Source organism: Pseudoalteromonas sp. S3785, from assembly GCF_005887365.1.
Taxonomy (GTDB): Bacteria; Pseudomonadota; Gammaproteobacteria; order Enterobacterales; family Alteromonadaceae; genus Pseudoalteromonas.
This window is the reverse complement of sequence record NZ_PNCT01000032.1, coordinates 33074-47960: the sequence shown is the minus strand read 5'-3', so window position 1 is coordinate 47960 and position 14887 is coordinate 33074. Positions and strand designations below refer to the sequence as shown.

Below are 14887 nucleotides of genomic sequence, written 5' to 3'. Positions count from 1 at the left end.
AATACGAAGGGGGTAAGTATGATTTTAATAAAATTGATAATTAAGCAGAGTTTATTTTTTAAAGGCATAAATGGTACTCTAACGTTTTGAATTATGAGAGTACACTATGGATGCTATTGAGCTTTTACTAACCCGCCAATCAGACGCTAAATTAACTGCCCCAGGGCCAAATTCAGAGCAGCTCGATATTATAAAGCAAGCTGCATTACGGGTGCCTGATCACGGATGTATAGCACCTTGGGAGTTTATTGTAGTGCAGGGCGATGCTCGCCAAAAGCTTGGAGAAATATACTATCAAAGTGCCGTTGCTGAGCAGCAAGAAGAAAAAGTGATTAAACGCGCAAAAGAGCTTGTTCTGCGCGCACCAATGATCATCATTGCTATTGCAAAGTATCAAGCTCATCCAAAAGTGCCGCGTATTGAGCAAGTACAAAGCGCCGGTTGCAGTGTACTTGCAATGCAGCAAGCCGCTTTTGCACAAGGTTTGGGTGGTGTATGGCGAACAGGCTATTTTGCCCAAAGCACTGCTGTAAAAAATGCCCTCAATTTAGACGAACAAGATGAAATTGTAGGGTATTTGTATCTTGGTACTCCAGAGGTTGAGTGCAAAAAGCCAGCTAAACATAAACCAGAGGACTACTTCACCGATTTGTAATTAATATTGAACTAGTGCAGTTTTGCGCAGTCATATAGCATTAAGGTTGCTGCTGTTAAGCTCGCCCTTTTTGATTTAGCTGTGAGAAGCGCACGGAAGCAATATTAGGTTAACTTTTTCTTCTTCAGTTTGTTTTTTAATCGGTTGTTTTTTGCTAAAGTATGGAAAGTCTTAATAAAAATAACGATAAAGAAGACGAAAACGATGGGAAATTTATTTTTACAAGAAAAAGAGAATTGGCTGGCATGGTCAATTTGGGGAATCGTAGGTGCTTTTGTTACACTGTACGTTGCAATGAGTACTAATACTGCACATTTTATTGCAGGCTCTGCCATGGGAATGCTTGTTTTATTGACATGGTGGATGCAGCAGACTAAACGATTCGATTTTGGCCGGGCATTTAAAATTTGTTTTTATGTGTTGTTGCTAAGTGTATTGCCTGCGTTTTTATTTGTGGTTGTACCAAGTGATGATTTAAACCGTTTTGATTTAATATTTCAAAGCGTTACATTTTTAGCGCTTAGCTTATTACTGTGTTTGATTTGCTCGTGGATTGCACGCAGACCAAAGCAATACTACTAATAGACCAATGAGCAACCTAGGTTTTTAGTTGTTTTTAGTGTTTTTTTGAAGCAAATGCCTTTTTTAGCTAATTATTTATATTTAGCTCTTTACAAGTTGCTCAATACCCCCTATTATTCGCGCCGTACGGAGAGATGGCAGAGTGGTCGAATGCACCGGTCTTGAAAACCGGCATAGGTTTGTAGCCTATCTAGGGTTCAAATCCCTATCTCTCCACCATTATTTAAAAAAACCGCCTTATGGGCGGTTTTTTGCTTTGTGGAGTTTAATAAATGTCAAAAGAAGTAGACCTGACTACATCGCAACGCTTAGTAAAGCATGTATTACTGTGGATTGTATTTGGTTACTGTTATCAAAGCGCGATTAATTTATTAATAAAAATGGCGGCAGATGCGCAACCAGACGCAACGCTTATCACTGCCTTTGCATATGGTATTGGCTTTAATGTTTTAACTGCGCATCTTATTACTAAGTACGATACGCATTGGCCTGTAATTGGCGCCGCTTTTATTGCTTTAGTAGGTTTAGTATTAGTGCCGCTAGTGTTGTTTGGCAGTGGCGGTTTAATAGCATGGCCACTGCTTGTTGGATTTTTATTCAGTTTACCCCTTTGTAGCTACATAGTTGGCAAAATTAAGGTAAAACACAGTAAAAACTAGCCCCAAACCGGTTTTATTTTATGTTAGCATGTACGCGTCTTTTAACTAACAAAACGTGAAAAACACATTATGTCAGATAATTTTACTACAGATGCTGAAAAAGCAAGTTACGGTATTGGCTTACAAATGGGTGAGCAACTTAAGTCTAACCCTTTTGAAGGCTTAAACCTAAATTCAGTATTTGAAGGCATGAAAGATGCGTACGCTGGTAGCGCTTTTCAAGTTGAGATCCCTGAGATTCAAGCTGCATTTGAAAAAATTAACGAAGAGATCCAAGCGCGTCGTGAAGAAGAAGCAAAAGTACTTTCTGCTGAAGGTATCGCATTCTTAGAAGAAAACGCTAAGCGTCCTGAAATCACTGTTACAGAGTCTGGTTTACAATACGAAGTATTAGCAACGGGTGAAGGCGAAAAGCCAACAGCTGAGTCTACAGTACGTGTTGACTACCACGGTACACTAATTAACGGAACTGTTTTTGATAGCTCTTACGAGCGCGGTCAGCCTGCTGAATTCCCAGTGGGTGGCGTAATCAAAGGTTGGACTGAAGCATTACAAATGATGCCTGTAGGCACTAAATGGCGTATCTACGTTCCTCATGAGCTTGCTTATGGTGAACGTGGCGCAGGTGCTGCAATTGCACCTTTCTCAACGCTTATATTTGACGTTGAGCTACACGAAATCCTTTCTTAATTTAGTAATTAAGTCAGTATTTAAAAAGCCGTGGTGTTAGACCACGGCTTTTTTGTAATACGAAGTTTAATACCAATTCTCAGTTCTTTACCAGTGTAGCCCAAACAGTTTGAAGAAGTAGGCTATGGTGAGGACAGATAGCCGTGTTGCTAGCTAGGCAACAATACGCTGTTTGGTTACTTTAAAATGAATTTTTTAACCTCAATAGCGCACCATTTAATACTTAGATTTATTTATTACTGCGATGGTATTAAATCTTCGTCTCACGCTTACTGCTTTATAAACATCAATTAAATAGCCTAGTTAATTAAATGAAGTGGCATAAAAAAACCGCATATAAAATGCGGTTTTAAAACTAACTAAATAAATGCCAAAGCTTTATTAAAAGTAACCTCTAATACCAAAGCGGAAGTTTCTGCCTGGTAGTGGAGCTTTATCTTTTATAAACGAGCTATGAACAAAGCCAAGTTCGTCGGTAATGTTATCTACATTTAAGTACAGCTGCGTATCAATAGCGCCTAAACTTAATTGATAATTAGCTTGTGCATCAACAATTGTGTAGCCATCTGTTTTGGTCTCGAAGGCGCTTATATCGTCTTGCTCAAAGTAGTGCGTACCGGTGAGCGTTAGTTGTAAATCGCCCAAGTTGTATTGTAATTCAGAGCCTAATTTATTAGCAGGGATGCGTGGTAAATTCCCCGCATCATCTTTAAGCTTAGCGCGAGTTGAATCACCAAAAACTTTAATCATCGCACTTGGGTCTATTTGGTAGTGCACGTCAAACTCAATACCATATAGCTCAGCATCTTTACTGGCAAATTGATAAACAGCAACCGCATCATCGTGTGCACCAATCGCTGATTCTAACCCATCTTCTTCGTCGTAAACTAAGCCTGTATTTTGTTGGTAATAAAAGTTTTTAATATCGTTATAGAAAAAGTTTACTGTGTAGCCAAAATCACCGCTAAAGCGTCTAAAGCTTAAATCAAGGTTAGTCGATTTTTCTTGCTTAATGTCTTCTGGCTCAAAGTGTACCTCGTTATCTTCAATATGATAGCCAAGGCCTACTTCATAAGTACCTGTGGCAATGTGTAAACCATTAGATAAAAGTTCAGCAGAAAGAGGAGCACGCTCAGAGTGAGATAAGCTAAGCGCTACACTTTGCCCAGGTGTGTATTGCCAAATGGCGCCGACTGAGGCGCTTACATTAGTAAAGCTTTCACTGTATGCAATACTTTCTTCTTCACCTTCATCATGATCTTCCTCTTCTTCATCATGGCTGTGGTCGTGCTCTGTTTCTGTAATTGTGCTTGTAATCTCATAGTCTTCAATACGTGCACCAAGCTCTACAGTTACATCTCCAAATTTACGCTCTTCAAGTAGATAGAGTGCATGAGTAGTGGTAACACTTGCAGGAGTAAAGGCCTCTTCACCAATGGCGTCGTAATCAGACTCGCTATAATGATAGCCAATCATACCGTGCCATTGAGCTAATTTATGCTCTACGTTTAAGCGCGCTTCGGTTGTTTCGTTTTTAAAGGTAGTGCCAATTTCACCGTCTTCAATTTCACTGTGTGAGTAATCAGTGTAGCCAACACGAAGGTTAATATTCTCAACCCAGTTATTATCCAGCGCATAACTAATCAGGCCTTGCCAACGATCTTGCTCAAGATGAGCATAAACAGACTCTTCTTCTTCCTCTGCGTGATCGTCGTGTTCTTCTTCGGTTTCACCTTCATGGTCATGGTCATGATGCTCATGCCCAGGGATACCGTAATCGGTGTCAATGCTACCGTAAGAAAAGCCAACCGTTAAATGATCGCCCACATAACTAGTACCCACATTGAATGTATCACTATCTATAAAGGTGTTTTCTACAGTGTTTGCTGTTTCAACGTCACCATCTTCATCTGTAATACTAAAGGTCGGTGTTTCATAGTCATCACCACTGCGTTTGGTACCATCAAAATGAAAGTTAAATCCATCATTGCCTGTTTCTAGTTTTGCAGCCACCGTATTTGAATTAGATACCGTGTCATGGCTGTATTCAGCAGCGCCGGATAAATCATCTAAATTGCTCGTTGGTATACGGTTATCAACTACATTTACTACACCACCAATTGCACCTGAGCCATAAAGTAGGGTGCTTGGTCCGCGCAATACTTCAATTTGTTCAGCCGCTAAGCTGTCGCTTGAAGTCGCATGGTCTGGACCAATACGCGATGCATCGCTAGCATCTAAACCGTTTTGGGTAATCTTAACGCGAGGGCCATCTAAACCACGGATAATAGGGCTTGACGATACCGGACCAAAGTAACTGGCATTTACACCTGGTAAGCCTTTTAGCGTTTCACCAAGGGTAGGTTTTGATTTGTTTTTAAGCTCATCACCTGATAAAACGCTGACTGGAGAAATCATCTCTAGGCTGTTTTTATGCAGTGCAGAGGCATATACAACAACGGTTTCTACCGAGGTAGGGGTAAGTGAAACCGTCACATTGTTTGAGTTTTCATTTACGGCAATACGCGAGTCTATAAAGTTGTCTTTACTTACATGTAATTGGCTTTGAGAGTCTACATCAATAGAAAATTCGCCCTGTGCGTTGGTTTTTACACCTTGGTCTTTACCATGTACGTGTACAGCTGCATTTTCAATAGGTTGGTTTTTATCATCTGTTATTTTACCGGTAACGGTAGCAGCAAGTGCTGAATGAGAACATAAAACAGAAAAAACTGCAGAAGAAATTAATGTTAACTTTGTCATTATCTTAAAGGTTCGCGGTTACTATGTTGTGATATAATATAACACCGCGTATTTGACATATCAACAATGTTATACTATAGCTTAATTTTTTTCGATGAATAAACACGCGAATAAGATAAGCTGTTTTAAGAGCGGCTATCGAGCATAATTATATCGAGTTTACGCTGCGCTTTAGGCTGGTTATTTATATCCTTAGGCTCTATCATTTCGCATTCATCACGTATCATCTCAGAAACCAAACTGGGGTATTGGCGGCAATCTTCTGGTCTATCTAGGTAAATGCTACAGGTATACATTGTTTTATGGGAGGGCGCTTTTTTAGGCGCTATTTCTAAAAAGGGGCAAACGGTAAGCCTTAATTGCGTATGTGGATCGAACCAAATTTCATCATCTTTAACATATTGATAAATCTCTGGGTTAAACAGTGCCCACATCTCAATTTCTTGTACAGTTGCGCTTAAATCACCACCCCCGTATTTAATACAACATTTGCCACATTGGTTGCACTCTTTCATTTTTAGCCAGTATATTAGGTATTTATAAGTTTCTCAGTGTATCACTGTAACTAACGTGGGCTACTTTTTATATATAATTTTAAAACCACACTTTTAATTACAACCGGTTATCTATTATTAATGTATCATTACACCTAGATAATTAGCCGTTCTTATAAGATCAGGACGCCTATAAATAGTATTTTTGCTAAATTAAATAGTTAGTTTAGCGGCCAGTTAAGGATAGTTCTTGATGATGAACACCAAAGTATATAAAGCAGTACATGATTTAGCAGAACAGTTGATGGAGGCTGCAAATAGAAACGACCGCAAAAGATTTGAATTATTATTTTCTAGGCTTAAAACGATTTGTGAAGAAAACGAGAATACCTCAAAAGATCACCCTGTACAGTGGGAAACCTTAGCTGACTTTACCGAAGAGCTTGAAGACGCTCTCACTACATACGAGAAAGCGCTAGAAAAGTCGATTGCAATAAATAATAAAGATCATATTGCATCGATAGCTTATTCAATGGCCACTTTACAAATAGAGCTAGGTAAAAAAGATGAGGCGATTAATAGCCTTAAAAGTGCCAAGGTAAGTGCTAATAAAATTGAAGATAAAGAACTCAAAGCAGAAATACACGAGTTGCTCGAGTCACTTATTGAAGAAGATTAAATAGATAACTTATCCATATTAAATGTGATTCTTGTGGATTCAGCTTGAGCTTAATAAAGCGCAGATGGTTTATATCCTCAGTGCTTTTTTATGTTCGCTATAAATGCTAAACCAAAAGAAAAGGCTTACTATTGTGCTAGCTGATTCATAAAATCGGCAATGGATTTTGCAATTTCTATTGATTTTTCTTCAACACTAAGGTGTCCTGAATCGAGTAAATGAAGTTCTGCGTTTGGGATATCTTTTAAGTATGCTTTATCGCCTGAGGTTATAAACGCAGGGTCGCTTTTACCTCATACAATTAACGTTGGTGGTTGGTAATTGCGTAAATAAGCTTGCCATTTTGGATAGTTGAGAAAGTTGTTGAAGTAACCTTGTAGCAATTGTACTTGAATGACTCTATCGGATTTGGTTTGTAAAAAGTGAAGATCGTGAGTCCAGCTATCTGGGCCCCTTACTTTTCGATCTTACAAGATACTTATGAGCTAACAGTGGGTTAGGGCGTTAGCCTACATTAGCCCTTTTTTTGTATTTGAAATAGCTTATTAAATAAACGGTTATTGGAATCGTTGGGCTTAAAAATATGTGAGGGTGAAAATAGATACCACGTTCGTCATATAAAAACACATATAACATGACCGCAAACGTTGAAGGTAAGGGAAAGATGATTGCACCGTGCCCAACAGCCGCAAATAGTGTCCACGAGAAAACGCTAGGCCAAAGCACTGCTCTGATGTAAGCACCTTTATTAGTCGCTTTAGCCTTTTTAGCGTAATTACGTGAAACAAAATAAGATATTACCGTTGGAAACAAAGTTAAAATGACACTTAGCAGTATAAGCATAGTGATTCAATTACTTTTGATATTATTTTCATAACCCAGTTTTCACAACTTATTAATTGGTTTGAGTTGATGCCGTTTTTAAAGCAGCAATTTGCTTAATTTCATCAGCGGTTAATGCTTGATATAACCTAGGATAGGGCCAACCATAGCCCCATCTGAAAGTCGATGGTATATAAGGGCTGCCACCAAATCGAACTCCGACAAGCATAAGGTTCGCTATACTCGTTTCGCCGGCTTCAATAACACACTCTTGCAAGGCTTTATCTGCTCCTAAACGTTGCCAATAAGTGCCACCTTGCCAGTAGGCGTAGTCGTGCGCTTTACAACATGCAAGCCACAACTTTTTATCTTTCGTGGTGCCGTCCGGAAAAGCACTACAGCCATCTGATGTGAACGGTTTTATATTGTCAGCATTTGCTGTATCACTAAATATGACCAGTAAGACAATAGGAATAAAATGCATTATTTTTATGCGAAAGAGTGTATTAGTAAAATTATACATGATTTTAAGTGTTACTATTTTAGTTACAAATGATAACACTTTAAAAAATATAAAAAAGGGTTTTACTGTTTATAGACCGGTTATGCTTATATGATAATTTTGATAAAGAGCTTTTTGTTTAGGTATTCTATGCGTTCTATTTTCTTCGCTAGTTGCGAGGTATTAATACTAAAAGTTGTCTAGTGAAAGCTGGGAAGTCCAAGTGCTTGGTAAAAATTTACTACAAATTTAAAATACAGTAGTCAAAAAGTGAGTTGTGATAAATTCAGTAATGAATTTGATGGGTTTTATCCTACCGAATTCTTTAAAAACACATAATTACGTTGTTGTAGACCAAATACCAAAGCCAGACTTTGCGGGTCTGCCAGAATTGGATCTAGGTGATTTTGTCGATATGGTCGCGGCGGGTATAACGTATAAAAATACTTATTATTTACTTCCCCACGTCACTACTAATTTAAGGGTTAATGTTGCGCAGTGGGTTGAACTGGGCGCAGACAGATTTATGCTTCGTTACATTAGTGAAATTCAGCGAGTGGGATATCACTATGCTCCGCTCGAAAAGATGGAATACGGGTTTGATGAGCAATTTGCTAGTCGTGGTAAAACAATAGATGTGCCAAAATATGTTACTTATACTCTGTAATTAGCTCTGAATTTCAAAGGAATTTATATGAACAAAACGTTAGGATGTTTATTTACTTTAATGTGTATTGATGCACAAGCTGTAACTTTTGAAGAAGGCATAGTAGCAGCCTAACTCGAGCGAACAACACAGCATGTTACGTATGATGGGAGTTATCGTTCAATAAGTTACCCAGGCGGTGATGTGCCAAGTAACATTGGGGTATGTACTGATGTTATTATCAGAAGCTACAGAAAGTTAGGTGTAGATTTACAAAAATTAGTACATGAAGATATAAAAAATAACTTTGCGCTTTACCCCTCTAAACGAATCTGGGGGCTGACTAAACCGGATAAAAATATCGACCACCGAAGAGTGCCTAACTTACAAATTTACTTTAAAAGACACGGTTTAAATTTAGCAATATCTGGTGATCCTAATGACTACAAAGCGGGTGATATAATAACTTGGATGTTACCGGGGAATCTTCCTCATATTGGCATGGTCGTTAATGAGCACTCTACACAAACCGGCAATCCTTTAATTGTACATAATATTGGGCGAGGTCCTGAAAAAACCGATATGCTCTTTGATTATAAAATCACAGGGCACTATCGGTTCGAACCAAAGCAGATTCATAAGACGCAGTAATACTCATTTGCAATAATACTTAATTATGCGCATTGGTATAACTTTATTTTAAGTTTATGCTTATATTGCCATTGGGTTTACAGCAGCACAGCAGTATTTCTCCGTCACGTACAAACGCTAAAGGTTCTTCGTTATATTGCACTTGGCCAGAGACTAACGTGGCTCTGCACGCGCCGCAATAGCCTTCGCGGCACTGATAGGCAACGTCTATTTTTTGGTTTTCTAAGCAATGTAAAACAGAAGGGCAGCCAGTGCTAAATTCAATACACTGGCTGTTATCTGCAAGCGTTATACTTGCAGTGGGTTTGTCACTCATTATAAATCAAAGTCACCAAATTCTGAGGCATCTACTTGAGAGTCGATTTGACCTACAAGGTATGAGCTAATTTCAGCTTCTTGCGGCGCAACTTGCACGTTGTCAGACACAAGCCAAGAGTTGATCCATGGAATAGGGTTGCTGTTGTTTTCAAACTGCGCTGGTAAACCAATTGCTGTCATACGTGCATTAGTGATGTATTCAACATATTGACACAAGATGTGTTTATTTAAGCCAATCATTGAGCCATCTTTGAACAGGTATTCGGCCCATTCTTTTTCTTGCTCTGCTGCTTCTACAAACATTTTAATGGCTTCTTCACGGCACTGCGCAGCGACAATCGCCATTTCAGGGTCGTCTTTACCATCTTGCATAATGTTCAAAATATGCTGTGTACCCGAAAGGTGTAGCGCTTCATCACGAGCGATTAGCTTGATGATTTTAGCATTACCTTCCATTAATTCACGTTCTGCAAAGGCAAATGAGCAGGCAAAACTAACATAAAAACGAATAGCTTCAAGAATATTTACCGACATCATCGCAAGGTAAAGTTTCTTTTTCAGGTCAAATAAACTAATCACAACGGTTTGACCGTTAATGTCGTGCTTGCCTTCCCCATACAGGTTATAAAGCGACACGCCATTAATTAAATCGTCGTAGTAGGTGGTTACCGCATCAGCACGTTCGCTGATTTTTTCGTTACTTACAATGTCATCAAAAATTAGTTCTGGTGACTGTGTTACGTTACGAATAATGTGGGTATAAGAGCGACTGTGAATAGTTTCACTAAATGCCCAGGTTTCTATCCATGTTTCTAGTTCAGGAATAGACACAATAGGAAGTAGGGCAACGTTTGGCGAGCGGCCTTGTACACTATCAAGCAGCGTTTGGTATTTTAAGTTACTTAAAAATATGTGCTTTTCGTGCTCTGGTAACGCTTGAAAGTCTAAACGGTCTTTACTTACGTCTACTTCTTCTGGACGCCAAAAAAACGAAAGTTGCTTTTCAATCAATTTCTCAAAAATAGGGTATTTTTGTTGATCGTAACGCGAAACGTTAACGGTTTGGCCAAAAAACATTGGCTCTTGCATTTGATCATTATGGTTACGACTAAAAGTAGTATAAGACATGTCTATCACTCAAAAACTATCACTAAAACTATCAGGACAAAGCGGGCAAAGAGCCCGCTTTAAGTTTATCTATTAAATTTTACACGCGCCGCCTGCACAATCGTCATCTTCGACTTCTGGCGTATCGTCTTGTGCATCTGATGCACCATCGCGGGTGTTATGGTAATAAAGTGTTTTAACACCCAATTTGTAGGCACCCAGTAAGTCTTTTAATAAGACTTTCATAGGTACTTTACCGCCTTCGTACTTACTTGGATCATAATTTGTATTGGCCGAAATAGTTTGGTCAATAAACTTTTGCATTATGCCCACTAACTGTAAGTAACCATCGTTTGATGGAATATCCCACAGCAGCTCGTAGTTATCTTTTAAGCGTTCGTACTCTGGCACTACTTGTTTTAAAATACCGTCTTTACTTGCTTTAACGCTAATGTGACCACGTGGTGGCTCAATACCGTTAGTCGCGTTAGAGATTTGCGACGATGTTTCTGAAGGCATTAATGCGCTAAGTGTTGAGTTACGCATGCCGTGCTCTTTAATGCTGGCACGTAATGAGTCCCAATCTAAGTGCAGTGGCTCATCACAAATTTTATCTAAGTCACGTTTGTACGTATCCGTTGGCATAATACCTTGAGAGTACGTTGTTTCGTTAAACTTAGGACACGCGCCACGCTCTTTAGCAAGCTCGTTTGATGCTTTCATTAAGTAATATTGAATTGCTTCAAACGTTTTATGAGTCAGTGCATTAGCACTGCCATCTGAGTAGCGTTTACCATTTTTAGCTAAGTAGTAAGCGTAGTTAATTACACCTATTCCTAATGTGCGGCGGCCCATTGTGGCATTACGTGCAGCCGGTACTGGGTAGTCTTGGAAATCAAGTAGATTATCAAGTGCACGTACTGCAAGTTCCGCAAGCTCTTCAAGTTCATCAAGTGACTCAATAGCACCTAAGTTAAATGCCGATAGCGTACAAAGGGCAATTTCGCCTTCTTCGTCGTTTACGTTATTTAACGGCTTAGTTGGCAATGCAATTTCTAAACATAAGTTAGATTGGCGAATTGGCGCAACTTTAGAAATAAACGGGCTGTGAGTGTTACAGTGATCCACGTTTTGTAAATAAATACGACCTGTACTGGCTCGCTCTTGCGCAAACATTGAGAATAGCTCAATCGCTTTGATACGCTTTTTACGAATAGACTCGTCTTGCTCGTATTTTATATATAGTGCGTCAAATTCATCTTGGTCTTCAAAGAATGCATCGTAAAGACCTGGTACGTCTGATGGGCTAAATAACGTGATATAATCGTCTTTAATCAAACGAGAATACATTAGTTTATTAAACTGTACGCCGTAATCTAAGTGACGAACACGGTTATCATCAACACCACGGTTATTTTTAAGTACAAGCAGGTTTTCTACTTCTAAATGCCAAAGCGGATAGAATAAGGTTGCTGCACCGCCACGAACACCACCTTGCGAGCAGCTTTTAACAGCTGTTTGAAAGTGCTTATAAAAAGGGATACAACCAGTGTGGTACGCTTCACCGTTACGAATATGGCTACCTAACGCACGAATACGGCCGGCGTTAATACCAATACCCGCACGTTGTGATACGTATTTAACAATCGCAGATGATGTAGCATTGATTGAATCAAGGCTATCGCCACATTCAATAAGTACACATGAGCTAAATTGCCGAGTAGGGGTACGTACACCCGACATAATGGGTGTAGGCAAAGAGATTTTAAACGTTGATACAGCATCGTAAAAACGCTTGATGTAATCAATACGTGTTTCGCGCGGGTAGTCAGAGAATAAACTCGCAGCCACTAAAATATATAAAAACTGAGCACTTTCGTAAATTTCACCTGTTACGCGGTTTTGTACCAGGTATTTACCTTCAAGTTGCTTTACGGCTGCGTAGCTAAAGTTAAGATCGCGCGAATGATCAAGATACGCATCTAGCTCGTCAAGCTCTTGCTCTGTGTAATCAACAAGTAAGTGAGCATCGTAGCGTTTGTCTTCAACCATTTTTGTAACATGGTCAAATAAACGTGGAGGCTCAAACTGGCCATACGCTTTTTTACGTAAGTGGAATACAGCTAAGCGGGCAGCTAAGTACTGGTAGTCAGGCGACTCTTTTGAAATTTGATCGGCTGCTGCTTTAATGATGGTTTCGTGAATGTCTTTTGTACGAATACCGTCGTAAAATTGAATGTGCGACTTTAATTCAACCTGTGAAACCGATACGTTGTTTAAACCTTCGGCGGCCCATTCAATAACGCGATGGATCTTATCAAGATCTAGCGGCTCTTTACGCCCGTCACGCTTGCTTACAGATAACTGTTGGTTCATAGCTTTGCCTGTATTCCTTGGGAATTGAGTATTTTGACCAATGTTTTATACCTCGCTAAAGCAAGGTACGTATTCATTTATTATAAGTTTCACCGTATGGGCGAATTTAATTGAATAACATTTGGCCACAATATCTGGTGTTGTTCAATTTAGAGATCACAAGATAGTGTGGTCTGAGTTGATTTGCAAGGGACATAATTGCCCCTATTTGTGGATAACTTTGGGATAAAGTAATTGTGTTAGTAGTCACTCACCTTTGAACAATCATTTAAGTTGAAATAGGTAAAAATCAACTAATGATCAGCTAAATTTGCGCATTTTGAAAATAAATTTTGACTGCTTTTTTTATCATCAAGCTTTGCATAAAAACTAACAAAATCACAATATATAGTGTTTAATAACACCAATGGCACTATATATGGTTGAAAGCATCAATAGGGCTGCGCCAATTAAAGTCGGCTTCCCAGCGCAACGCCTCCTCAATACTTGGTATATAGCCCCAAAGCGCTGTAGCGGTATGCATACCTGCAGCTTTACCCGCTTGTATATCACGTTGTGCATCACCTACGTATAAACAACGCTTAGGATCAACGTTCATCAGTTTTGTACAGTGTAATAAGGGTAAAGGAGACGGTTTTGCTTCGGTAAGCGTATCGCCACTGATCACCACATGTGCATTTTTGAATGCGGGGATAGCTGCCACTAAAGGATCGGTTAAAAACCCAGGTTTATTGGTCATTATCCCCCATTTTATAGCTTGGTTCTCAAGGGCTATGAGTAATGATTCTATGCCTTCAAAGCAGTGTGTGTGCTTAGCTAGGTTTTGGCTATAGTAACTCACTAGCTGTTTTATCCGCTGTGCTTGAGGTTGCGTGGCCCATTGTTCTTTAAAGCCGAGCTCAAGTAATGCACCTGCGCCATTAGAAGCAGCTTTTCGGTACGCCTCAGGTGCAACTTGGGCAACACCTTCACTTTTAAGTACAGCATTCAATGCTGCACCTAAATCATCAGCTGTATCAAGTAAAGTGCCATCTAAATCAAATAAAAAAGCATCGTACTCAAAAGGAGTTACTGGAGTAGAAGAGCTAGCCATTACGCTAACTTCTCAAAGTGAAGTATATAATTAACACTTACATCTGTATTTAATGAATATTGCTTAGAAAGCGGGTTATAGCTAAGACCTGCACTGGCGCGTACTTTTAAGCCTGCTTGCTCAGCCCATGCAATAAGTTGTGCAGGTTTGATAAATTTGTTGTGGTCGTGTGTGCCTTCGGGCACCATTTTCAATAGCTTTTCAGCACCTACAATAGCAAACAAGTATGCTTTAGGTGTTTTATTAAGAGTTGAGAAAAATACATCAGCCCCAGGCTTGGCAAGCTTTGCTACTGCATGAATAATAGAAGCAGGGTCAGGTACGTGCTCAAGCATTTCCATGCAAGTTATTACATCAAAGCGAGCAGGGTGCTGGCTTGCAAACTCCTCTGCAGGTACTTTTATATAGTCAACATTTACACCCGTTTCTAGGCTGTGTAGTTTGGCTACGGTGAGTGGCTCTTGGCCCATGTCTATACCGGTTACGTTTGCCCCCATGCGCGCCATGCTTTCACTAAGTATACCGCCACCACAACCTACATCGAGTGTTTCTTTTTCAAATAAACCTTGGCTTTTGTTAGCCACAAAGTCTAATCGTAATGGGTTAATTTCGTGAAGAGGTTTAAACTCTCCGTCTTGGTCCCACCATCGCTCAGCAATGGCTTCAAATTTTGCTATTTCTGCGTTATCTACATTTTGATGTTCGGTCATAAAATACTTCCTCGTCAATCTGAGGCCATTATATAGGCCTAAATTGATAAATCGCAAAGTTTTGCGCCTGTAAATTAAAATTAATTGTGATAGCATGGTCGCTTAGAAATAATAACAAATACTCTTGGCACCCAATACCG

14 protein-coding genes, 1 tRNA gene and 1 pseudogene are annotated in these 14887 nt (G+C 39.4%); 8 read left to right on the top strand and 8 right to left on the bottom strand.

The window, feature by feature from the left end:
* Positions 1-106 precede the first annotated feature (106 nt).
* The 5 genes from CWC17_RS09495 (at position 107) to bamJ (ending at position 2586) form a co-directional block, all read left to right on the top strand.
* Positions 107-655: an NAD(P)H nitroreductase gene (locus CWC17_RS09495; RefSeq protein ID WP_138541860.1), complete on the top strand. Its 549-nt coding sequence runs from the start codon at positions 107-109 to the stop codon at positions 653-655.
* Between the two features lie 204 nt (positions 656-859).
* Positions 860-1237, top strand: a complete 378-nt coding sequence (locus tag CWC17_RS09490) for a hypothetical protein (RefSeq protein ID WP_055016461.1) — start codon at positions 860-862, stop codon at positions 1235-1237.
* 128 nt (positions 1238-1365) lie between these two features.
* Positions 1366-1456: transfer RNA gene (locus tag CWC17_RS09485), tRNA-Ser, on the top strand.
* A 53-nt stretch (positions 1457-1509) separates the two neighbouring features.
* On the top strand, positions 1510-1896 hold the full coding sequence (locus tag CWC17_RS09480; RefSeq protein ID WP_138612703.1) for a hypothetical protein: 387 nt from the start codon (positions 1510-1512) through the stop codon (positions 1894-1896).
* A gap of 69 nt (positions 1897-1965) precedes the next feature.
* Complete coding sequence (bamJ, locus tag CWC17_RS09475; protein WP_055018421.1) at positions 1966-2586, top strand: BamJ family beta-barrel-assembly machinery protein; 621 nt, start codon at positions 1966-1968, stop codon at positions 2584-2586.
* 381 nt (positions 2587-2967) lie between these two features.
* Here the strand turns inward: bamJ and CWC17_RS09470 are convergent, their stop codons facing one another.
* Together CWC17_RS09470 and CWC17_RS09465 are read right to left on the bottom strand one after the other, a co-directional pair.
* The gene (locus CWC17_RS09470) at positions 2968-5349 is read right to left on the bottom strand and encodes a TonB-dependent receptor (protein ID WP_138612702.1); all 2382 of its coding nucleotides are present in this window, start codon (positions 5347-5349) and stop codon (positions 2968-2970) included.
* 125 nt (positions 5350-5474) lie between these two features.
* Positions 5475-5864, bottom strand: a complete 390-nt coding sequence (locus tag CWC17_RS09465) for a YkgJ family cysteine cluster protein (RefSeq protein ID WP_138541863.1) — start codon at positions 5862-5864, stop codon at positions 5475-5477.
* A gap of 232 nt (positions 5865-6096) precedes the next feature.
* Between CWC17_RS09465 and CWC17_RS09460 the strand changes: the two genes are divergently transcribed.
* On the top strand, positions 6097-6522 hold the full coding sequence (locus CWC17_RS09460; RefSeq protein WP_138612701.1) for a tetratricopeptide repeat protein: 426 nt from the start codon (positions 6097-6099) through the stop codon (positions 6520-6522).
* Between the two features lie 895 nt (positions 6523-7417).
* Here the strand turns inward: CWC17_RS09460 and CWC17_RS09450 are convergent.
* Entirely contained in the window at positions 7418-7828 is a 411-nt protein-coding gene (locus CWC17_RS09450; RefSeq protein WP_138612700.1) for a hypothetical protein, read from the bottom strand.
* Positions 7829-8123: 295 nt separating this feature from the next.
* Between CWC17_RS09450 and CWC17_RS09445 the strand changes: the two genes are divergently transcribed.
* Both CWC17_RS09445 and CWC17_RS09440 read left to right on the top strand, forming a co-directional pair.
* Entirely contained in the window at positions 8124-8513 is a 390-nt protein-coding gene (locus CWC17_RS09445) for a hypothetical protein (RefSeq protein ID WP_349654488.1), read from the top strand.
* A 27-nt stretch (positions 8514-8540) separates the two neighbouring features.
* A pseudogene (locus tag CWC17_RS09440) lies at positions 8541-9143 on the top strand (DUF1287 domain-containing protein).
* A 43-nt stretch (positions 9144-9186) separates the two neighbouring features.
* Here CWC17_RS09440 and yfaE read toward each other — a convergent pair.
* From yfaE to ubiG, 5 genes are all read right to left on the bottom strand, one after another.
* A complete protein-coding gene (yfaE, locus tag CWC17_RS09435) occupies positions 9187-9459 on the bottom strand; it encodes a class I ribonucleotide reductase maintenance protein YfaE (RefSeq protein WP_138541866.1) in 273 nt (90 codons plus the stop codon).
* Complete coding sequence (nrdB, locus tag CWC17_RS09430) at positions 9459-10589, bottom strand: class Ia ribonucleoside-diphosphate reductase subunit beta (RefSeq protein WP_055016064.1); 1131 nt, start codon at positions 10587-10589, stop codon at positions 9459-9461. Before nrdB ends, yfaE begins: the two co-directional genes overlap by 1 nt.
* A gap of 72 nt (positions 10590-10661) precedes the next feature.
* A complete protein-coding gene (gene nrdA / locus CWC17_RS09425) occupies positions 10662-12944 on the bottom strand; it encodes a class 1a ribonucleoside-diphosphate reductase subunit alpha (protein WP_055018416.1) in 2283 nt (760 codons plus the stop codon).
* 412 nt (positions 12945-13356) lie between these two features.
* A complete protein-coding gene (locus CWC17_RS09420) occupies positions 13357-14037 on the bottom strand; it encodes an HAD family hydrolase (protein WP_138612699.1) in 681 nt (226 codons plus the stop codon).
* Positions 14037-14747, bottom strand: coding sequence for a bifunctional 2-polyprenyl-6-hydroxyphenol methylase/3-demethylubiquinol 3-O-methyltransferase UbiG (gene ubiG, locus CWC17_RS09415; RefSeq protein ID WP_138612698.1), 711 nt, complete (start codon positions 14745-14747; stop codon positions 14037-14039). The genes CWC17_RS09420 and ubiG overlap by 1 nt, the downstream gene beginning before the upstream one ends.
* Positions 14748-14887 lie beyond the last annotated feature (140 nt).

Bases quoted from the DNA above. Each gene is read 5' to 3' on its own strand.
- CWC17_RS09495 (WP_138541860.1), top strand. From the start codon at position 107: ATGGATGCTATTGAGCTTTTACTAACCCGCCAATCAGACGCTAAATTA.
- CWC17_RS09420 (WP_138612699.1), bottom strand. From the start codon at position 14,037: ATGGCTAGCTCTTCTACTCCAGTAACTCCTTTTGAGTACGATGCTTTT.
- ubiG (WP_138612698.1), bottom strand. From the start codon at position 14,747: ATGACCGAACATCAAAATGTAGATAACGCAGAAATAGCAAAATTTGAA.
- bamJ (WP_055018421.1), top strand. From the start codon at position 1,966: ATGTCAGATAATTTTACTACAGATGCTGAAAAAGCAAGTTACGGTATT.
- CWC17_RS09450 (WP_138612700.1), bottom strand. From the start codon at position 7,828: ATGCATTTTATTCCTATTGTCTTACTGGTCATATTTAGTGATACAGCA.
- nrdB (WP_055016064.1), bottom strand. From the start codon at position 10,589: ATGTCTTATACTACTTTTAGTCGTAACCATAATGATCAAATGCAAGAG.
- CWC17_RS09480 (WP_138612703.1), top strand. From the start codon at position 1,510: ATGTCAAAAGAAGTAGACCTGACTACATCGCAACGCTTAGTAAAGCAT.
- nrdA (WP_055018416.1), bottom strand. From the start codon at position 12,944: ATGAACCAACAGTTATCTGTAAGCAAGCGTGACGGGCGTAAAGAGCCG.
- CWC17_RS09460 (WP_138612701.1), top strand. From the start codon at position 6,097: ATGATGAACACCAAAGTATATAAAGCAGTACATGATTTAGCAGAACAG.
- CWC17_RS09490 (WP_055016461.1), top strand. From the start codon at position 860: ATGGGAAATTTATTTTTACAAGAAAAAGAGAATTGGCTGGCATGGTCA.
- yfaE (WP_138541866.1), bottom strand. From the start codon at position 9,459: ATGAGTGACAAACCCACTGCAAGTATAACGCTTGCAGATAACAGCCAG.
- CWC17_RS09470 (WP_138612702.1), bottom strand. From the start codon at position 5,349: ATGACAAAGTTAACATTAATTTCTTCTGCAGTTTTTTCTGTTTTATGT.
- CWC17_RS09465 (WP_138541863.1), bottom strand. From the start codon at position 5,864: ATGAAAGAGTGCAACCAATGTGGCAAATGTTGTATTAAATACGGGGGT.